This window comes from Flavobacterium omnivorum, assembly GCF_900099915.1.
GTDB classification, from domain to species: domain Bacteria; phylum Bacteroidota; class Bacteroidia; order Flavobacteriales; family Flavobacteriaceae; genus Flavobacterium; species Flavobacterium omnivorum.
This window is the reverse complement of sequence record NZ_FNDB01000001.1, coordinates 171532-190736: the sequence shown is the minus strand read 5'-3', so window position 1 is coordinate 190736 and position 19205 is coordinate 171532. Positions and strand designations below refer to the sequence as shown.

At 34.7% G+C, this 19205-nt stretch carries 21 protein-coding genes; 12 read left to right on the top strand and 9 right to left on the bottom strand.

Annotation, left to right across the window (positions count from 1 at the left end):
- Positions 1-171 precede the first annotated feature (171 nt).
- The 3 genes from BLS90_RS00910 to BLS90_RS00895 all read left to right on the top strand — a co-directional run bounded on the left by BLS90_RS00910 (position 172) and on the right by BLS90_RS00895 (position 2952).
- The gene (locus tag BLS90_RS00910; RefSeq protein ID WP_091253935.1) at positions 172-1383 is read left to right on the top strand and encodes a hypothetical protein; all 1212 of its coding nucleotides are present in this window, start codon (positions 172-174) and stop codon (positions 1381-1383) included.
- 104 nt (positions 1384-1487) lie between these two features.
- Positions 1488-1826, top strand: a complete 339-nt coding sequence (locus tag BLS90_RS00905) for a T9SS type A sorting domain-containing protein (RefSeq protein WP_091253930.1) — start codon at positions 1488-1490, stop codon at positions 1824-1826.
- Between the two features lie 145 nt (positions 1827-1971).
- Entirely contained in the window at positions 1972-2952 is a 981-nt protein-coding gene (locus BLS90_RS00895) for a LuxE/PaaK family acyltransferase (protein ID WP_091253923.1), read from the top strand.
- A gap of 49 nt (positions 2953-3001) precedes the next feature.
- Here BLS90_RS00895 and BLS90_RS00890 read toward each other — a convergent pair whose 3' ends face one another.
- Genes BLS90_RS00890 through tyrS form a run of 3 tightly spaced genes read right to left on the bottom strand, consistent with a single transcriptional unit; the run spans position 3002 to position 4786 of the window.
- Positions 3002-3256: a type II toxin-antitoxin system RelE family toxin gene (locus BLS90_RS00890; RefSeq protein WP_091253920.1), complete on the bottom strand. Its 255-nt coding sequence runs from the start codon at positions 3254-3256 to the stop codon at positions 3002-3004.
- Positions 3256-3462, bottom strand: a complete 207-nt coding sequence (locus BLS90_RS00885; protein WP_091253917.1) for a hypothetical protein — start codon at positions 3460-3462, stop codon at positions 3256-3258. Before BLS90_RS00885 ends, BLS90_RS00890 begins: the two co-directional genes overlap by 1 nt.
- Before the next feature lie 31 nt (positions 3463-3493).
- A complete protein-coding gene (gene tyrS / locus BLS90_RS00880; protein ID WP_091253914.1) occupies positions 3494-4786 on the bottom strand; it encodes a tyrosine--tRNA ligase in 1293 nt (430 codons plus the stop codon).
- A 127-nt stretch (positions 4787-4913) separates the two neighbouring features.
- Between tyrS and BLS90_RS00875 the strand changes: the two genes are divergently transcribed.
- Positions 4914-5903 carry an NAD-dependent epimerase/dehydratase family protein gene (locus BLS90_RS00875; RefSeq protein ID WP_091253911.1) on the top strand — a complete coding sequence of 330 codons (990 nt, stop codon included), beginning with the start codon at positions 4914-4916 and terminating at the stop codon, positions 5901-5903.
- Between the two features lie 12 nt (positions 5904-5915).
- Here BLS90_RS00875 and BLS90_RS00870 read toward each other — a convergent pair whose 3' ends face one another.
- From BLS90_RS00870 to BLS90_RS00860, 3 genes are read right to left on the bottom strand one after another with little or no spacing between them, the layout of a single operon-like run.
- Positions 5916-6341 carry a DUF4296 domain-containing protein gene (locus tag BLS90_RS00870; protein WP_091253908.1) on the bottom strand — a complete coding sequence of 142 codons (426 nt, stop codon included), beginning with the start codon at positions 6339-6341 and terminating at the stop codon, positions 5916-5918.
- Positions 6342-6353: 12 nt separating this feature from the next.
- Complete coding sequence (locus BLS90_RS00865; RefSeq protein ID WP_091253905.1) at positions 6354-7694, bottom strand: dihydroorotase; 1341 nt, start codon at positions 7692-7694, stop codon at positions 6354-6356.
- 13 nt (positions 7695-7707) lie between these two features.
- Positions 7708-8433, bottom strand: coding sequence for a polyprenol monophosphomannose synthase (locus tag BLS90_RS00860; RefSeq protein WP_091253902.1), 726 nt, complete (start codon positions 8431-8433; stop codon positions 7708-7710).
- Positions 8434-8536: 103 nt separating this feature from the next.
- On the opposite strand from BLS90_RS00860, the gene BLS90_RS00855 reads away from it, so the two are divergent.
- From BLS90_RS00855 to BLS90_RS00845, 3 genes are all read left to right on the top strand, one after another.
- Positions 8537-9208, top strand: a complete 672-nt coding sequence (locus BLS90_RS00855) for a DUF4271 domain-containing protein (protein ID WP_091253899.1) — start codon at positions 8537-8539, stop codon at positions 9206-9208.
- Positions 9209-9220: 12 nt separating this feature from the next.
- On the top strand, positions 9221-9970 hold the full coding sequence (locus tag BLS90_RS00850; RefSeq protein ID WP_091253896.1) for a uroporphyrinogen-III synthase: 750 nt from the start codon (positions 9221-9223) through the stop codon (positions 9968-9970).
- Between the two features lie 160 nt (positions 9971-10130).
- Entirely contained in the window at positions 10131-10601 is a 471-nt protein-coding gene (locus tag BLS90_RS00845; RefSeq protein ID WP_073352582.1) for an Lrp/AsnC ligand binding domain-containing protein, read from the top strand.
- Positions 10602-10674: 73 nt separating this feature from the next.
- On the opposite strand, the gene BLS90_RS00840 is transcribed toward BLS90_RS00845, so the two are convergent.
- A complete protein-coding gene (locus BLS90_RS00840; protein ID WP_175455407.1) occupies positions 10675-11364 on the bottom strand; it encodes a zinc metallopeptidase in 690 nt (229 codons plus the stop codon).
- Positions 11365-11577: 213 nt separating this feature from the next.
- Positions 11578-14700, bottom strand: a complete 3123-nt coding sequence (locus tag BLS90_RS00835; protein WP_091254614.1) for a leucine--tRNA ligase — start codon at positions 14698-14700, stop codon at positions 11578-11580.
- A 169-nt stretch (positions 14701-14869) separates the two neighbouring features.
- Here BLS90_RS00835 and BLS90_RS00830 point away from each other — a divergent pair, with 169 nt between their 5' ends.
- From BLS90_RS00830 to BLS90_RS00810, 5 genes are all read left to right on the top strand, one after another.
- On the top strand, positions 14870-15745 hold the full coding sequence (locus BLS90_RS00830; RefSeq protein ID WP_091253893.1) for a cell division protein FtsX: 876 nt from the start codon (positions 14870-14872) through the stop codon (positions 15743-15745).
- 65 nt (positions 15746-15810) lie between these two features.
- Positions 15811-16053, top strand: a complete 243-nt coding sequence (locus BLS90_RS00825) for a DUF3098 domain-containing protein (protein ID WP_091253891.1) — start codon at positions 15811-15813, stop codon at positions 16051-16053.
- Positions 16054-16863, top strand: a complete 810-nt coding sequence (locus BLS90_RS00820; protein WP_091253889.1) for an undecaprenyl-diphosphate phosphatase — start codon at positions 16054-16056, stop codon at positions 16861-16863.
- A gap of 6 nt (positions 16864-16869) precedes the next feature.
- Positions 16870-17571 carry a tRNA pseudouridine(55) synthase TruB gene (gene truB / locus BLS90_RS00815; protein ID WP_091253886.1) on the top strand — a complete coding sequence of 234 codons (702 nt, stop codon included), beginning with the start codon at positions 16870-16872 and terminating at the stop codon, positions 17569-17571.
- Positions 17558-18100, top strand: a complete 543-nt coding sequence (locus BLS90_RS00810; protein ID WP_245705017.1) for a hypothetical protein — start codon at positions 17558-17560, stop codon at positions 18098-18100. Before truB ends, BLS90_RS00810 begins: the two co-directional genes overlap by 14 nt.
- Before the next feature lie 427 nt (positions 18101-18527).
- Here BLS90_RS00810 and BLS90_RS00805 read toward each other — a convergent pair whose 3' ends face one another.
- Positions 18528-19133, bottom strand: coding sequence for a thioredoxin family protein (locus BLS90_RS00805; RefSeq protein WP_091254608.1), 606 nt, complete (start codon positions 19131-19133; stop codon positions 18528-18530).
- Positions 19134-19205: the final 72 nt, after the last annotated feature.

Below are 19205 nucleotides of genomic sequence, written 5' to 3'. Positions count from 1 at the left end.
AAAAGAGCTGTAATGGCTCTTTTTTTTGTTTACATAGTAACATAAAATTTACATCAATTTGACTGTTATATAATACTTTAGTAACAATTGCATAACCAAATTACAGGAGCTCTACAGTAATTTTGATAAAAATAATAAACAAAAAAACTTATAATTTTAAAAGTATTAAAAATGAAAAAATTAGTATTTAGTCTTGCATTATTGAGCTTGGTTTTTACAAGCTGTACATCAAGCGATGATGACACAGTAACAACTACACCAACTGCAACAGGCGATATCACAGGTGACATTACAACATCAAAAACGTTTGTTAAAGGTACTTACTCATTGATTGGTGCCGTTAGAGTTAAAAGTGGCGCAACACTAACTTTTGAGGCGGGTTCAATAATTACTGCTGACGTTACGGATGGTTCTGATGTTCTATTAGTAGAAAATGGAGGAAAATTAAATATTTCAGGTACAGCTGCCGAGCCTGTTGTCTTTACTGAAAAATCAAAAACTGCAGGTTCTTGGGGTGGTATTATCATATTTGGTGATGCTCCAATTGTATCAGGAAAAACAAGTGATGGAACTCCTATTACAACCGCAACTTCTGAAGATGGTACAAATATTGTTTACGGAGGTACAAATGCATCACATAATGGTGGCTCATTAAAATATGTCCGAGTAGAATACGCTGGTAAAAAGATTCTTGATGGAAATTCTGAGATGAATGGATTTTCATTTTATGCAGTAGGTTCCGGAACAGTTTTAGAAAATCTTGTAGCTTATAAAGGAGCAGATGATGGTTTTGAATTTTATGGAGGAACAGTAAGTGCTAAAAATCTTATTTCATACGGTAATACAGATGATTCTTTTGACTGGCAAGATGGATGGCAAGGTCAAGCAAACACTAACTGGTATGCTTATCAAACTGGAGCTGGAAATTACGGAATGGAAATCGAAGCAAAAAGTGTAAATAATTCATTTGGTCCTAAAGTATCAAACATCACTTTAAGAAGAGCCGCTGGAACTGTAACAGAGTCTGGTAATCCAACAGAAATTGATGCAATCCAATTTAAAAAAGAAGGAAATGGAGAATATTCTAATATCGTAATTTCAGGATATACAAATACTGTAACTTCTGGATCTACAACAACAAATGCTGTTGCTGTTAGAATTCAAGATGCCAATACTAACACAAATCAAGTTCTTACTGGTAAAATAAAAATGTTGAATGTTAAAATTTCTGATAACACTCCATTATCTGGAGCTGGCGCAAGTACATTTAGTGTCGCTTTCCCATCTGCAAACTTCACAACAAGTACTACAGCAACTGGAGCAGCGTTGACTCCCGGAACATGGGCAATTGTTGATGGCGTTAATTTATTAGGAAACTTATAGTCAAACCTCACAATTTTACATCAAACATCCTGAGAAATCAGGATGTTTTTTTTTGGTATGCTTTTTGAAATATATTTTGTATATTTACTATTCAAACTAATCTGATGGCAAAAAACTACTTTTATACAATTACTTTATTGGTTTTTTTATTTTCCCTTAGCGTTAGTGCTCAGGAAAATAAGCAACAACCAAGAACGCAAGAAACCGCTTCTATTGAAGGTTTAAGCTTGTACCCGAACCCCGTGAGTAATGGCAAAGTTTACATTTCTACGAAAAACGACTTGGATAAAGAAATAATTATCTTTGACGTATTAGGCAAAAAAGTACTTCAAACCACCATAAGCTCAAGAGAATTAAACGTTTCTAATCTATCTTCTGGTGTTTACATCATCAAGATTAATGAAAGAGAAGCCTCAGCAACTAGGAAATTAATTATACGGTAATTTAAAAAATAAATGCAAAAAGCTCCATTCCTATTGGGGCTTTTTGCATTTTTACTCTTACAGAATCAATCTCGTGATTCAAGTTTATACAATTCGGTTTTTGTTTTCCCTGATTTTTTTTGATTACTTTTGCAAAAAAAAATAGTTGATTACATCCTCCGATATATTTACCAGCTCCAGTCAAAAACAGTTTGAAAAAATTGTCTTAAAAGTATTTCGCTACCAATACGAAAACAACAAGGTATATCAGGAATTTTGTGATTTTTTAAAAACAGATCCTCATAAAGTGAAGTCTTTACAACAAATACCCTTTTTACCGATTCAGTTTTTTAAGAGTCATGAAGTGGTGTCAAATTCTAATCCTATACAAGAAACTTTTACCAGTAGCGGAACTACCGGAATGATTACCAGTAAACATTTGGTTACTGATGTTACTTTATATGAAGAAAGCTACCGCAAAGGATTTTCTGAATTTTATGGAAACATTGAAGATTATGTTGTTTTAGCTTTGCTTCCATCCTATTTGGAAAGGGAAGGTTCCTCATTAATTTATATGGTCAAGGATTTAATTGAACTCTCCAATCGTCCTGAAAGCGGTTTTTACTTGCACAATCATGACGAACTAATTTCCAAGCTTATCGCTTTAGATCGAGCCGGTCAAAATATCATTCTGATTGGTGTTACTTTTGCGCTATTAGATCTGATTGAAAAACACCAATTCCAATTACAGCATACTATTATTATGGAAACGGGCGGCATGAAAGGCAGACGCAAAGAAATGATTCGCGAAGAGTTGCATGAGCAGTTGTGTAAAGGATTTGGCGTTTCAGCCATTCATTCAGAATACGGGATGACCGAATTACTTTCGCAAGCGTATTCTTTAGGAAACGGCGTATTTGAATGCCCTTCTTGGATACAAATCCTCATTCGTGATACCGAAGATGCTTTGACCTATATTCCAGACGGAAAAACGGGCGGAATCAACGTGATTGATTTGGCCAACGTTAATTCCTGTTCTTTTATTGCTACGCAGGATTTGGGCAAAAAAAATCCCAACAACTCTTTCGAGGTATTGGGACGTTTTGATAATTCTGATATTCGAGGTTGTAATTTGATGGTTCTTTAAAGTTTTTTTGGTGATTTATCTATTCGGTTAACCAAATCAACGAGTAAACTTATTCATAAATATCTTTTCTGTGGCCTAAGTCGATAACATCAATTAGCAAAATATCATCGAAAATTTCATAAATAATTCTGTAATCTCCAACACGAATTCTATATCCTTTTCTTCCTGTCAATTTTCTATAACCTTGCGGTCGTGGATTTTCAGCTAAATCATATATTTGCTTTTTGATTGCAGAATAGTGAGGCTCATTAATTTTGATTAAAGCTTTCAAAACTTTATTTCTAAATTCGATAGTATAAGTCATTACTTCTCTAATTTGCGCTTTTCTTCAATAATTTTAAAAGCTTCATCTATAGAAATTCGATAACCCTCATCCTCTCTTTTGGCTTCATCATAAAGACGTATGTCTTCTAAATCTTCCAGTTTTTCAATCAATTTATTGTATTTTTTTATAGGTAACACAACAGCCGTTCTATTTCCCTTTTCGTCGGTCAAAAATTGAGTTTCCATAGTTTTTGTTATTTTACGTAAAGTTATAAAATTATTTAACCCGTATCACAAAATAGTTTTTCTTACCGCTTTGTAACAATACAAATTGATTGTTGATTAAATCTTTGTTCGAAAGCACAAAATCTTCGGTAACTTTTTCACGGTTTACAGAAATAGAATTAGCCGTCAAAGCGCGTCTAGCTTCACCATTTGATTTTAGAAATCCTGTTTTTTCGTTTAATACGTCAACTATATTAATTCCCGCTTCGATTTCTGCTCTGCTGATTTCCGCTTGAGGAACACCATCAAAAACATCTAAAAATGTTGCTTCGTCCAATTGCTTCAAATCATCTGCAGTAGAATTTCCGAACAAAATATTCGATGCTTTTATTGCATTTTCTAAATCTTCAGCTGAATGTACCATCACCGTAATTTCCTCGGCCAAACGTTTTTGTAACAAACGTAAATGTGGTGCTTCTCTATGTTTTTCAGTTAAAATTTCGATTTCTTCTTTGGATAAAAAAGTAAAAATTTTAATGTATTTTTCTGCATCAACATCTGAAGTATTCAGCCAATATTGGTAAAATTTATAAGGAGAAGTTCTAGCCGAATCCAACCAGATATTTCCACCTTCAGATTTTCCAAACTTGGTTCCATCCGCTTTTGTAATCAACGGACAAGTCAACGCATACGCTTTTCCACTGGCGATTCTGCGCACTAATTCGGTTCCCGTGGTGATATTTCCCCATTGGTCGCTTCCTCCCATTTGCAGCGTACAATTTTTTTCTCTGTACAAATGCAAAAAGTCATATCCTTGAACCAATTGGTACGTGAACTCTGTAAATGACATTCCTTCGGCAGCTTCAGAAGACAAACGTTTCTTCACAGAATCCTTTGCCATCATATAATTTACGGTAATATGTTTACCTACATCACGAATGAAATCCAGAAAAGAAAAGTTCTTCATCCAGTCGTAATTATTCACTAATTCTGCTGCATTAGCCGAATTAGAAGTAAAATCCAAGAAACGAGCCAATTGACCTTTTATAGCTTCTTGATTGTGACGTAAAGTCGCTTCGTCCAATAAATTTCTTTCATTCGATTTTCCTGACGGATCACCAATCATTCCTGTTGCACCACCTACTAACGCTAATGGCTTGTGTCCTGATAGTTGAAAATGTTTCAACAACATCACACCTACTAAATGTCCTATATGCAATGAATCGGCAGTTGGGTCAATTCCCACATACGCCACACGCATTTGTTCCATCAAATGTTCTTCTGTGCCAGGCATAACATCGTGGAGCATTCCTCTCCAAGTTACTTCTTCAATAAAATTCTTCATCTTTTTAATCAATTTACTTTCGTCAATTCAGCCTTTTAGGCTTCGTGTGCACAAAGATAAAATTTATTGTGGATTCGGTTATTTGTTTAATAGGTTATTCGAAAAAAATTATTCGTATTTTCGTAGCATGATTTTAGTCACAGGAGGAACTGGTTTAGTAGGCGCACATTTATTGCTTCATTTAATTGATCATGGCGAAAAAGTACGCGCTATTTATCGAAGTAATGCTTCTATAGAGAAAACCAAATCATTATTCTCCATCTATAAAAAGGAATTTCTATTTGACCAAATCGAATGGATTCAAGCAGACATTACCGAAGTTCCTTCCTTAGAAATCGCCTTTCAAAATATTGATATCGTGTACCATTGCGCCGCTTTAATTTCTTTTGATCCAAAAGACGAAGATATATTGCGAAAAACAAACATTGAGGGCACGGCAAATATTGTGAATTTTTGTATCGACTATCAAATCCAAAAACTTTGTTTTGTGAGTTCTATTGCCACATTAGGCGATTTATTACCGCATGAAAAACTCATCACTGAGGAAACCGAATGGAATCCAGAGAAGTACCACAGTGATTATGCTATTTCTAAATATGGTGCCGAAATGGAAATCTGGCGTGGACAACAAGAAGGTTTAGAAGTGATCATAGTAAATCCTGGAGTAATTCTTGGCCCTGGCTTCAGAGAGCAAGGTAGTGGACAACTTTTTACGAAAGTAAAAAAAGGATTTAAATTTTACACGAGGGGTTCAACTGGTTTTGTTGCTGTTTTTGACGTGGTATGCATGGCTTATCAATTGATGCAAAGCGAAACTAAAAACGAACGCTTTACTCTTATCTCGGAGAACATGGTCTTTCAAGACTTATTCAATAGCATTGCTGATTCTTTTAAGGTCAAAAAACCTTCACTTCACGCAACCCCTTTCTTAATGAAAGTTCTGTGGAGATTGGATTGGTTTTTTTCGAATATTTTGCAACAAAAAAGAAAATTATCTCGAGCTACTGCAACAGCATCCTATTCGAAAAATACCTATTCTAACCACAAGATAAAAGATCATTTAAAAACGGAATTTATAGACATTCATCAGTATATAAAAGAGATTTCAACGCTATAACAACACGATTCCTTAGTCTACTTTAGTAGTATCTTTAGCAAGTAAGGCTGGATTTTTCTTCTTTGATAGTAAAGGATTCTTTTTCTTTTTTTCCAAATTTACTAACGAATCAGCGCTTTTTTTCTTGGCATCCAACCGTTGTACAATCTGTTCAAACATCAACTTATAATCCTCGTAATCCGATGCGTAATACACATTACTTTTTGCAAATTGAAGGCTATCAATTTTATATTTTTTATAAATAAAATCTCTTGGATTTATTTTAAAGGTATCTAAGGAAGCTGGATTTTGATATTTTATGGCTTCTAAAATAGATAAATCAACCATAACATTGACCATAACGTCCTTCTCCACAAGCTGATCCGGCTTTTGAATCACTTCCTCCTTACAACTTACCAGAAGAATCAGCAGTACTATTACTGTTATTATTTTTCTCATCAAATAAAATTTTTATCTCTCGAATAATAATCGTTTCCCTGCGCGAACATCTTTTACTTTAAAAGCATTGTAAACCAATTGTCCGTTTACAAAAGTATGGGTAATTCTGGATTTAAACGTGAATCCTTCAAAAGGAGACCAACCACATTTAGCCAAAATATTTTCTTTTTTTACACTCCAAGGCAAACCTGAATTGACGATAACCAAATCCGCATAGTAGCCTTCTTTGATAAAGCCACGTTTTTCTATTTTGAAAATTTTAGCTGGATTATGACACATTTTCTCCACAATTTTCTCAACACTTATTTTCCCTTGATGATGAGCTTCAAACATAGCTACAACAGCGTGTTGAACTAGTGGCCCACCGGAAGGCGCATTCAAATAGGATTGTTTCTTTTCTTCTAAAGTGTGTGGTGCATGATCTGTAGCTATCACATCGATTCGATCATCCAGCAAGGCTTCCCAAAGTACTTTTCGATCATTTGCCGTTTTTACTGCTGGATTCCACTTGATAAGATTTCCTTTGGTAGCATAATCATCATTGGTAAACCACAAATGGTGAATACAAACTTCAGCTGTAATTTTTTTGTCTTCCAATGGAATTTTGTTCGAGAATAAATCCATTTCTTTGGCCGTCGAAAGATGAAATACATGCAAACGAGCACCTGTTTTCTTGGCAAGTGCAACTGCTTTGGATGATGAAATATAACAGGCCTCTTCACTTCGAATGAGATGATGAGCTGTAATGGGTACATCCTCTCCAAACTCAGCTTTGTATTTCTCTAAATTATTTTTTATGGTAGTTTCATCTTCACAGTGTACCGCAATTAGCATGGGTGTACTGGAAAATATTTTCTCTAAAGTAGCTTCATTATCCACCAACATATTGCCTGTTGAAGATCCTAAGAATATTTTGATTCCGGCAACATTCTTTGGATTTGTCTTTAAAACTTCCTCTAAATTATCATTGGTTGCACCCATCATAAACGAATAATTTGCATATGATTTTTGGGCAGCCAACTCGTATTTTTGTTCTAATATTTCTTGGGTAACCGCATTCGGAATCGTATTAGGCTGTTCGATATAAGAGGTAATTCCACCTGCAACTGCCGCCTTAGATTCGGACTCAATATCGCCTTTATACGTTAGTCCTGGTTCTCTAAAATGCACTTGGTCATCAATCGCACCAGGAATTAGATAATTACCTTCGGCGTCAATAATTTTACATTCGGATGACTTGGCACTAATACTTTCTGAAATTTCAACAATTAAGTCATTTTCAATTAACACATCGCCCTCAAAAATCACTCCTTCATTTACTATTTTGGCATTCTTAATTAAAACCCTGTTCATTGTATTCTTTTTCTTATAATGAGTTGACTAATCTTTTTAATCTAAGTGCAATAACTCCAAAAACAGCTTCAACGATTATTGAATTACTCATTTTGGATTGTCCTTTCGTCCGATCGGTAAAAATTATGGGAACCTCAACAATCTGAAACTTTTTACAATACGTTCTGTATTTCATTTCAATTTGAAAAGCGTACCCCACAAATTTAATCTTATCTAAATTTATATCTTCTAGAACTTTTCTTTTGTAACAAACAAACCCAGCAGTAGCATCATGAATTTTCATACCCGTAATCATTCGGACATATACAGAGGCAAAATAGGACATTAAGACCCTACTCAATGGCCAGTTTACAACATTTACACCGGTCACATAACGAGAACCAATGGCTAAGTCGGCATCGCCAAAATGAGATGCACTGTACAATTTTTCTAAATCATTGGGATTATGGGAAAAATCAGCATCCATTTCAAAAACATAATCATACTTATGATTCAAGGCCCATCTGAATCCATGAACATAAGCGGTACCTAAACCTGACTTTTTGTTTCTTTTTTCCAAAAACAATCTACCCTCAAATTCTGATTGAAGTAAAACAACCTTATCAGCAGTGTGATCCGGCGAATTATCATCAATTATTAGAACGTGAAAAGATTTTTTTTGCGAAAGCACCGATCGAATAATGCTTTCAATATTTTCAATTTCGTTATAGGTTGGAATTATAACAATACAATCATTCATATTTCGACTAATTTCACGGCAAAAGTAAACTTTTTATGCCATTTGAACCTTAATAAAATTATAATAAAAAGAATGATAGAAAAATTAGTAATTTTGCCGTGTTATGATCGAAACTATACTTCATCCCAGAATAACGGACAGCAAAGACTGGGCAACAGTTCTATTTGTACTGTCATTTGCTATTGTTGCCATTACTAAATCTGTATTCGAAAATCGATTTGGTGATTTTGCCAACCTGCTTTTTTCTAATAAATATACCAAAGTATATAGAGACAGCGCTCATTTAAGAAGTGGCTTTACCCTTGGTTTGTTTTTCGTTCAGGTCATTTCCCTTGCTTTTTTTATTCAAATATCGTTGAGTTATTTTGGTTACGTCTCAAAAACAGATTGGCTGCTTTACATTCAGATATTCACGTTCTTAGTTTTCTTTATCCTATCTAAATATTTGATTGAAAAAATAATAGCTACATCCTTTAATATTGAGGAATTTATGGAGCAGTTTAACCTGCAAAAGGTGACTTACAGAACCTATATTGGATTATTCATACTGCCTTTTAATATTATTTTGTTTTATTACGACTCCTTTTCAAGAAATATTCCTCTAGTTATTATTGCCATAATACTAGTAATCAATGTTTTGACTTATTTGATTTCAATAAAAAATTATCAAAATTTAATATTCGGTAAGTTGTTTTATTTTATTTTATATCTTTGCGCTCTCGAAATAGCTCCCTATTATTTTATGTATTATTGGTTTACAAAAGGGAGTGCTTAGAAAACGTCATATATGAAAGTGAAAACAATTTTGGTGTCACAACCTGAGCCTAAGGTGGAAAATTCACCTTACTTTGAACTTCAACAAAAGCATAAAGTAAAAATTGATTTCAGACCTTTTATTCATGTAGAAGGAGTTAATGCCAAGGAGATTAGACTTCAAAAAATTGATCTTAACCATTACACAGCGATTATTTTAACAAGTAAAAATGCTGTTGATCACTTTTTTAGAGTAGCGGATGAAATGCGCTTTAAAGTTCCTGAAGGATTAAAATATTTCTGTCAATCAGAAGCTATCGCTTTTTATCTTCAAAAATACGTAGTGTATCGAAAACGTAAAATCTATGTTGGACCAAAAGATTTTGCCGATTTATCTCCACTAATAAAAAAATATAAAGACGAAAAATTCTTATTACCTGCTTCAGATCAATTAAATGCTGATGCGCCTATGACGTTAAATGCTTTAAAAGTAGACTGGACGCCAGCTGTATTTTACAGAACGGTGATGAGTGATTTATCTGATTTAGCCGATGTATATTATGACGTTTTGGCTTTCTTTAGTCCAACCGGAATAAAATCATTGTTTATGAACTTTCCAGATTTCGAACAAAATAATACTCGAATTGCAGTTTTTGGAAGTACGACACAAAAAGAAGCGTTGGATCACGGTTTAAGAGTAGACATTCTTGCCCCAACTCCAGCAACACCTTCGATGACTATGGCTTTGGAAAAGTACATTGCCGAAGTTAATAAGGGAAAATAAAAAACTACTTTCTACCTATACAAAAGCCATTCGCAATCCGAATGGCTTTTTTTGCTTAAATTATAAATCAGATGGCTTATTATCTACACTAATCGTTTTTTACTTAAATTTGATTTCCAATTCAAACTAAGCTCCATATTTTAGTTTAAAATAACAACTTATGAAAATCAATTCCCTAATCGTAGAAATTGACGGCATCGATAAAGAAATTTTGAGAGATCTAATGGAAGATGCCCGAAAACCAATTCTTCAAATTGCCAATAAAATAGGCATTTCAGGAGCCGCAATTCATCAACGTTTGAGAAAACTGGAACAATCTGGTGTGATTTCGGGATCTAAGTTTACGGTAAACAACAAAATTTTAGGATACAATACGATGGCTTTTGTTGGGATTTATTTAGACAAAGCTGCCAGAAATCCAGAGGCCGTAAGAGATTTAAAGAAAATTCCTGAAGTATTGGAATGCCATTACACCACGGGAAACTGGTCGATTCTAATAAAAATTATTTGTCGCGATAACGAGCATTTAATGCAGTTACTCAATACTAAAATCCAAGCGATAGAGGGCGTTTCCAGAACAGAAACCTTCATTTCATTAGACCAACAAATCGACCGACAGATTCAATTATAGTTTTTTTAGTTTTTTGACAGAAAAAATCCGCCTTGTTTTCACAAGACGGATTATATATTTCCTTCAAAAAGTGTTAATCTCTTCTACTTCCGCCCATATAAATAGAAACGTAATACAGTAGCGTGGCAATAGAACCTAAAGCAGCCACTACATAGGTTCTGGCAGCCCATTTTAGGGAATCTTTAGCTCCTGCTTGTTCTTGTTGCGTCAGCATTCTTTTGTTCTCTAACCAAGCTAATGCACGATGACTCGCATCATACTCGACCGGTAACGTAACTATCGAAAACAAAGTGGTTGCTGCAAAAATGATGATTCCAATCAACAATAATGATGGGAAAGTTTTCATCATCAAGATTCCTCCAAGCAAAATCCATTGCATGTATGTGGAAGCCACATTCACTACTGGCACTAATTTAGAGCGCATCGTAAGCCATTGGTAGCCTACCGCATGTTGTACGGCGTGACCACATTCATGTGCTGCAACAGCAGCAGCAGCGGCATTTCGTTGGTTATAAACCGCTTCACTCAAGTTCACCGTTTTATCTACCGGATTGTAATGATCCGTCAAACGTCCCGGAGTAGAGATCACTCTTACGTCCCGAATTCCGTTATCAGCAAGCATTTTTTCGGCAATTTCAGCGCCTGACATTCCGTTTTGTAATTGTAATTTAGAATAATGTTCAAATTTACTTTTTAGTCTTGAACTAACTAACCAGCTGAAAAGCATAATGGCTCCGGCAAGAATCAAATAACCCATTCCCATATTTTTGTTTTTTAAGTGTAATGTTTAAAGTTATGAAAGAAATAGCAAAATCTGAACCAATTTTTTAAAATGTCAATTTGGCATTAGGGAAATGGAACACGGATAACGCAGATAAAACGGATTTGCGCAGATTATTTGATTGTTAAGATTGTGATTGTAGAGACGCACTGCAGTGCGTCTCTACGGTGCGTCTCTACAAAATCATTAAAAAATTTATCCCACCAAATTGATGATTTTTCCCGGAACGATAATCACCTTATTAGGTATTCTGCCTTCTAATTGTTTGATGGTTCTTTCGTCTTTCATTACGATTTCCTCGATTTGTTCCTTGGTTAAATCCAAAGGTAAAACCATCGTGAAACGCATTTTTCCGTTGAAAGAAACTGGATATTCCTTTTCGCTCTCCACTAAATATTTAGCTTCAAAAGCAGGAAAAACAACTGTCGCAATCGAACCTGCATTTCCTAGTAACGACCATAATTCTTCGGCGATGTGTGGTGCGTAAGGTGAAATCACAATGGCTAATGGCTCCAAGATTGCACGAGAATGACAGTTTTGAGTTGACAATTCATTCACACAAATCATAAATTGAGAAACCGACGTATTAAAAGAGAAACCTTCAATATCTTCTGCTACTTTTTTGATAGTTTTGTGCAATGATTTCAAGTTGTCTTTGGTTGGTGCGTCATTAGAAACAATCAAACCATTATCATCAAAATACAAACGACACAGTTTTTTCAAGAATCCAAAAACTCCAGAAATTCCTGCCGTGTTCCATGGTTTCGCTTGTTCCAAAGGTCCTAAAAACATTTCATACAAACGCAAGGTGTCTGCACCGTATTCATTACAAATATCATCAGGCGTTACCACATTGTATTTCGATTTCGACATTTTTTCGATTTCGCGACCGACTATGTGTTTTCCGTTTTCTTCGGTAATAAAAATTGCATCTTTATAATCTTCTCTCCAAGCTTTAAATCTTTCAATATCTAATTCATCTGAAGCATTAACAAAATTAACATCTGAATGTATCTTATTAATAGAATCGTTATACAATGTAATTTCAGTAGTTGAAGGACTTTTTTCAAGTACTTTTTTACTTAAATTATCTAAAACTTTATTGTTAAGCTTCTCATTATTATAATAAGCACCATCAAGTTTGAGTTCTACAAATAATCCGTTGTCTGCATTAATTTCCTTAAAAAAATTATTTAATTCTTTTACGTAATCATAAGATATAAATATCTTTCCTAAATTAGAACCTACATTATCGACTCCATTTAAATTCCTATCTCCAGTTACCGTTGTAATATCAAGTCTATGTACAAACGCGCTCATCCCCAAAATCATTCCCTGATTAATCAGCTTTTTGAATGGCTCTTCGGTTGGTGCAAAACCTTTATCTTTTAGGAATTTATTCCAAAAACGGGAATACAATAAATGTCCGGTGGCGTGTTCGCTTCCGCCAATGTATAAATCAACACTTTCCCAATACGCAAGTGCGTCTTTGCTGGCAAACTCATTCTCATTGTGCGCATCCATATAACGCATCCAATACCATGAACTTCCCGCCCAACCGGGCATCGTGTTCAATTCTAAAGGAAATATGGTTTGACCCTCGACTGCGCTCGGGTTGACAAGATCAGTAGAAACAACTTTATTATTAACACTATCCCAAGCCCAAACCGTAGCGTTTCCTAAAGGCGGTAAACCGTCTTCAGTTGGTAAATATTTCTCCACTTCCGGCAAGATGATTGGCAAATGTTGCGCATCAATCATTTGCGGCAAACCATTCACATAATATACAGGAAACGGTTCTCCCCAATAACGCTGGCGAGAGAAAACGGCATCACGCAAACGGTAATTGATTTTTCCCTTTCCGTGATTGATTTCTTCCAATGCTGCAATTACTTTTTGAGTTCCTTTTTTGTAATCTAATCCATTTAGAAAATCAGAATCTACTAATTGAAAACCTTCTTTGGCTCCATAAGCAGCTTCAGATATATCTTTGTCGAAAATATTTTTAATGCCTGACATACCTTGTTGCCCTTTGAAGAAATTCGCAAAAGCGTAATCTCTTTCGTCTCCACAAGGAACCGCCATAACTGCGCCTGTTCCGTAACCCGCAAGGACATAATCGCCAATCCAAACCGGAATTGGTTCTTTGGTAAACGGATGTTCTGCATACGCTCCTGTAAATACTCCAGAAATAGTTTTTACATCGGCCATACGCTCTCTTTCGGAACGTTTTGACGTTTTTTCTATATAAGCATCCACTTCCGATTTTTGTTCTGCAGTTGTAATTTGTGAAACTAATTCGTGTTCCGGAGCCAATGTCATGAACGTAACTCCAAAAATTGTATCGGGACGTGTTGTAAACACATCGATAAATTGTTGCACGCTTTCGACTTTCGACTTTTGACTTTCGACTTTGAAAGAAACAGTCGCTCCAACTGATTTTCCAATCCAGTTTCTTTGACTTTCCTTGATACTTTCGCTCCAATCAATATCATTCAAACCTTGCAACAAACGTTCTGCATAAGCCGAAATTCGCATGCTCCATTGCGTCATTTTTTTTCGTACCACTGTAAAACCGCCACGTTCAGAAACACCATTTACAATTTCGTCATTTGCCAAAACGGTTCCTAATCCCGGGCACCAGTTTACTTCAGTCTCTGCTAAATACGTCAATCTGTATTGCAGCAAAATTTTCTCCTGCGTCTCTTTTGCGAAAGCACTCCATTCACTTGCTGAAAACCCTTCAATACTTTCATCACATACGGCGTTGACATTTGCGTTACCTTCTCTTTCGAAAATGGAAATCAAAGTCGAAACATCTTCCGCTTTATCGCTGTTTTTATTGTACCAAGAATTAAATAATTGGATAAAAATCCATTGTGTATGCTTGTAATAATCCGGATTTGAAGTTCGTACTTCTCTACTCCAATCAAATGAGAAACCTATTTTATCTAATTGTTTTCTGTAACCAGCAATTACATTTCCTTCTTTATCAACTCCACCATCAATATTTACTGAAGTAGTATCTTCGGGACGTTGACCCGTTTGTATCGCATACTGTTCCGCAGGCAATCCAAAACTGTCGTAACCCATGGGATGCAACACATTAAAACCTTGGTGTCTTTTGTATCTGGAATACACATCAGAGGCGATATATCCCAGCGGATGCCCTACGTGCAATCCCGCTCCAGATGGATAAGGAAACATGTCAAGTACATAATACTTAGGTTTTTCTGAGTTGTTTTCGGCTTTAAATGTTTGGTTTTCTAACCAATATTTTTGCCACTTGGCTTCAATTTCGTTTGGATTGTATTTCATAGTATAAGCTTCAGAGAAACTGGCTAAGTCAGTTCCTTTCATTTTTTCTGGCAATGATTATTTTCAAGTGCCAAATTTACGTTTATTGTACGAAAGTTGAAACTTTGAGCGTTATTAACTTTAAATAAAGAAATTCTTTATTATTTTTACCCAATAATTTTAGTAAACTATGAGTTCTTCCTTTGATAATTTTCAAAAACGCCGTTTAATTTCCTCTTATTTTTCAGTAGTACTAAGTGTATTCTTAGTTTTATTTCTACTGGGAATATTAGGCCTTTTCATTATAAATTCTAAAAAATTAGCCAACGATTTCAAAGAAAATATTGCCATGACGGTTTTTTTTAAAAATGAAGCCAAGGATAGTATTGTGAAAGCTTTTGGTACTCAATTAAAAGCAAGTCCTTTTGTAAAATCATACAAGTACGTTACCAAAGAAGATGCTGCTAAAGAACATACTGATATTATTGGTGAAGATTTCATGACCTTTCTAGGTGAAAACCCATTGCAGAATTCTTATGATATCCATTTAAAAGGAGATTATGTTATTAAAGATAGCATTACAAAAATAGAAGCTGGCCTGCACCAAAACACTATGATTTCAGATATTGTTTATGATAAACAATTGGTCAATTTAGTGAACGACAACATCAAAAAAGTGAGTATGTGGATTTTAATTATCAGCGGATTTCTAGCTGTTATAGCGGTCTTACTAATTAATAGTTCCTTACGCTTGTCCATCCATTCTAACCGATTTATTATTAAAACCATGCAAATGGTGGGAGCTACAAAATCATTTATTAGAAAACCTTTTGTGATGCGCAGCATCAAATTAGGAATGATTGGAGCTGCGCTAGCTGTTGTAGCACTTGTAGGAGTTTTAATTTACGTGGAAACTAGTTTTCCAAATCTTGGTATACTGGAAGACAAAGCAATGATTGGACTAGTATTACTAACGGTTTTAGGTATTGGGATACTAATCACGTGGTTAAGTACTTACTTTGCAACGCAACGTTTCTTGAATTTAAGAACAGATGACCTTTATTAATTTTAGAGTGTAGACAAACTATTTAGACTACAGATTTTAAAAAAAAGTATTAAAATTCAGCATAAATGAAAAATAACGAACAGCAACCCGAATTTCTTTTTGACAAAATAAACTACAAAATTCTACTGATTGGAATTGGAGTAATTGCCTTAGGATTTATTCTAATGTCGGGAGGCGGAAGTGACGATCCTAATGTGTTTAGTGAGGAAATCTTTAACTTCCGTAGAATTCGATTGGCGCCAACTACCGTTTTAATTGGTTTTGGAATTACCATTTATGCGATTCTTAAAAATCCAAAAAAAGCATAAATGAATATAATACAGGCTTTTTTAATTGCCATTATCGAAGGATTAACGGAATATCTTCCTGTCTCTTCAACTGCTCACATGGTTTTTATGAGTTCTTATTTTGGAATTCAAGAGGATGATTTTGTAAAACTATTTCAAGTTTCTATTCAGTTTGGAGCCATTTTGGCTGTTGTAGCTTTGTATTGGAAAAAATTTTTCGATTTCTCCAAATTCAACTTTTATATTAAACTTGTATTTGCTGTAATTCCAGCGTTGGTTTTAGGAAAGTTATTTGATGACAAGATTGAAGCCATCCTTGGTGATCCAATTCCTATTGCGATTGTATTGATACTGGGTGGGATTATTTTGCTTTTTATCGACAGTCGGTTTCAAAACCCAACAGTTATCAAAGAAGAAGACATCACTGTAAAGAAAGCAGTAATTATTGGTTTTTGGCAATGCTTGGCAATGATGCCAGGAACAAGTCGTTCTGCGGCTTCAATTATTGGAGGAATGCAACAAGGATTAACGCGTCATGTAGCAGCAGAATTCTCTTTCTTTTTAGCAGTTCCTACCATGATGGCCGTGACCTGTTATTCTGTATTCTTGAAAACATACGAAACCTCACAGATGAAAGGGTACGAATTGATTTTAAAATCAAATGAAAACATACAAATGTTCTTATTAGGAAATGTTATTGCTTTTATAGTTGCTGTACTAGCGATTAAATTTTTTATCGAAATCATTAAAAAATACGGTTTTAAACCTTGGGGTTGGTACCGCATAATAGTAGGAATATTTTTGTTGATTTACTTTTCATATTTTAAATAATTCCCTTTGAAAACAGCCGAAGACTACCAAAACGGACAAATTTTACTCATTGATAAACCTTTACATTGGAGTTCCTTTCAGGCGGTAAATAAATTGAAATATGCCCTAATTAATAAACTGGGACTTCCAAAGAAATTTAAGATTGGCCATGCCGGAACTTTAGATCCCTTGGCTACTGGATTATTATTAGTTTGCACCGGAAAATTTACCAAGAGAATTACCGAACTTCAGGGACAAGCGAAAGAATATACCGGAACATTCTTTATTGGTGCAACTACACCTTCCTATGATTTAGAAACCGAAATTGACCAAACCTTTCCAACGGAACATATTGACGAAAATCTAATTCATGAAACTTTAAAGCAATTTCTGGGCGAAATCGATCAAAAACCGCCGATTTATTCTGCTATAAAAAAAGATGGCGTTCGCTTGTATGAGCATGCTCGGGCAGGAGAAATCATTGAGATTGCCAGTAGAAAAACTACAATACATGAATTTGAAATTACCAAGATAGCACTTCCAATAATTGATTTTAGAGTGGTGTGCAGTAAGGGAACTTATATTCGTTCTTTGGCTTATGATTTTGGCAAAGCAATGCATTCCGGCTCTCACTTAACTGTTTTACGCCGAACTAAAATTGGTGACTATGATGTAAACAACGGTATAGATGTTGTTCAATTTGAAGCTAGCCTAATTGAAAGCACCTAATAATTTAAGAATTTCTATTCTTTTCGTTTTCCTGATCACCTGCTGTACTTTTTCGCAAAATGATAATCGCACTTACATACAATTTGACGTAGCCATACCTCTAAAAGGAAACCCAGATCGCGGAGAAATAGATCCCAATGGAAAGACGAATAAGTCTTGGTTCCTTCCTGATGGACTGAGTAGTAAAATAGGGTTTGGATTGCTTTACAAACAGTGGATTGCTTTAGGCATTCATTCCGGAATAGATTGGAAATGGTACGACAAACTAGTTATAGTTCCTGTTTATATTAATTTAAAATTAAGTCCAAAAATAGGAGACAATACCAGACTTGCGCTACAATTGGGCTCAGGAAAAGCAATTGCTCTGGGTCGCGGCGCTTTAACAGGAGGTTATAATAAAATAAGCTTGGGTGTACAAACTGCAGATAACCTCATTATATTCATTGAACTAAATCAATTTAAAATTCCTTTTGGCAATCTAAAAGAGAATGAAAGCATTAGTTTAGGTCTTTCTCTAATCACTTTTTAAAGTAAAATCCTTATCAAAACGCAAAAACACATGACAAATCCTGTAATTGAACTTGCGATGTGTTTTTTCTAAAAAAATTAAAGTAGTTTTAAACCATACTTTTTTTGTCTAACCGGCTACTGCCTTCTGTTAATAATTAGCTACGTCTTTACCTCCAAATAGTAAATAAGATAAATAATCATAAACCCTCTCAAATAAATTTTTCATAATGATGTTTTTTTAATTGTTATACAATAGTTAAACATCCATAAAAAAGTAAATCAAATAATAGACTTGGTTGGCAAAGAGCAATTTACGAAATTTTTCGCTGTATAAACATTTAAATTCGAGAAAATGTTAATAATTTAGGTTTGAAGGATCGTATTAATTCTTCCTTCAAATAAAATAGTGTTTGTTTTAAGCTTCGGAAATAAATTTAGCTTTCATCTTATGCATCTAATTCTAGCATTGCACCCACCAACTCATTTTGAGTAGTTATGCCTTTATCATGCAAATACCAAAGTTGCAAATTGGTTTTTAGTGTTTCATCGATAACTCCAAATTCTTTTTTATAATCCGCTACCAATTCTGCGGCAGCTTGCGGCCTTGGACCCCACTTTCCTAAAGCACTTCCTGTTTCTTTGTCTAAAAATACTACTATGGGAATTGCTTTTTTGTTATTAGTTAAAAACAAATTCATTAACTCTTCGTTTTCATCTCGCAGCACAATTCTCAATTCTATTTTGCCAGATTCCACTGCCATCTTATTCATGATAGGAAGCAATTGTGCAGCATCACCGCACCAACCTTCAGAAATTATCAACCAAATGTATTCTCCGTTTAGCGCCTTTAGTTGAGAGGTAGTTTCGTCTGTTATTTTTATCGTTTTGTCTAAACGGTTCATTCGGGTTTCATTCAACTCACTATAATGGGTTAAATCCTCTGATTGTTCGTTTCCGGTTGATTTTTTATCAAGCAATAAATCGGCAATTAATTTTCTATATTCTAAATAGGAATGACTATTAAACAATGCTTTAGCTATTGGAATTTTCATAGTGAATATTTTGTTTTTAACAAAGTTACCATAAATTTGAATTTTAATCATGACAAATATCACATTCAATTG

Coding starts and splice junctions, on each gene's coding strand:
- BLS90_RS00855 (WP_091253899.1), top strand. CDS start 8,537: ATGATCGAAACTATACTTCATCCCAGAATAACGGACAGCAAAGACTGG.
- BLS90_RS00885 (WP_091253917.1), bottom strand. CDS start 3,462: ATGGAAACTCAATTTTTGACCGACGAAAAGGGAAATAGAACGGCTGTT.
- BLS90_RS00905 (WP_091253930.1), top strand. CDS start 1,488: ATGGCAAAAAACTACTTTTATACAATTACTTTATTGGTTTTTTTATTT.
- BLS90_RS00875 (WP_091253911.1), top strand. CDS start 4,914: ATGATTTTAGTCACAGGAGGAACTGGTTTAGTAGGCGCACATTTATTG.
- BLS90_RS00845 (WP_073352582.1), top strand. CDS start 10,131: ATGAAAATCAATTCCCTAATCGTAGAAATTGACGGCATCGATAAAGAA.
- BLS90_RS00825 (WP_091253891.1), top strand. CDS start 15,811: ATGAAAAATAACGAACAGCAACCCGAATTTCTTTTTGACAAAATAAAC.
- BLS90_RS00860 (WP_091253902.1), bottom strand. CDS start 8,433: ATGAATGATTGTATTGTTATAATTCCAACCTATAACGAAATTGAAAAT.
- BLS90_RS00850 (WP_091253896.1), top strand. CDS start 9,221: ATGAAAGTGAAAACAATTTTGGTGTCACAACCTGAGCCTAAGGTGGAA.
- BLS90_RS00820 (WP_091253889.1), top strand. CDS start 16,054: ATGAATATAATACAGGCTTTTTTAATTGCCATTATCGAAGGATTAACG.
- BLS90_RS00830 (WP_091253893.1), top strand. CDS start 14,870: ATGAGTTCTTCCTTTGATAATTTTCAAAAACGCCGTTTAATTTCCTCT.
- BLS90_RS00805 (WP_091254608.1), bottom strand. CDS start 19,133: ATGAAAATTCCAATAGCTAAAGCATTGTTTAATAGTCATTCCTATTTA.
- BLS90_RS00865 (WP_091253905.1), bottom strand. CDS start 7,694: ATGAACAGGGTTTTAATTAAGAATGCCAAAATAGTAAATGAAGGAGTG.
- BLS90_RS00890 (WP_091253920.1), bottom strand. CDS start 3,256: ATGACTTATACTATCGAATTTAGAAATAAAGTTTTGAAAGCTTTAATC.
- BLS90_RS00835 (WP_091254614.1), bottom strand. CDS start 14,700: ATGAAATACAATCCAAACGAAATTGAAGCCAAGTGGCAAAAATATTGG.
- BLS90_RS00910 (WP_091253935.1), top strand. CDS start 172: ATGAAAAAATTAGTATTTAGTCTTGCATTATTGAGCTTGGTTTTTACA.
- BLS90_RS00870 (WP_091253908.1), bottom strand. CDS start 6,341: ATGAGAAAAATAATAACAGTAATAGTACTGCTGATTCTTCTGGTAAGT.
- BLS90_RS00840 (WP_175455407.1), bottom strand. CDS start 11,364: ATGGGAATGGGTTATTTGATTCTTGCCGGAGCCATTATGCTTTTCAGC.
- tyrS (WP_091253914.1), bottom strand. CDS start 4,786: ATGAAGAATTTTATTGAAGAAGTAACTTGGAGAGGAATGCTCCACGAT.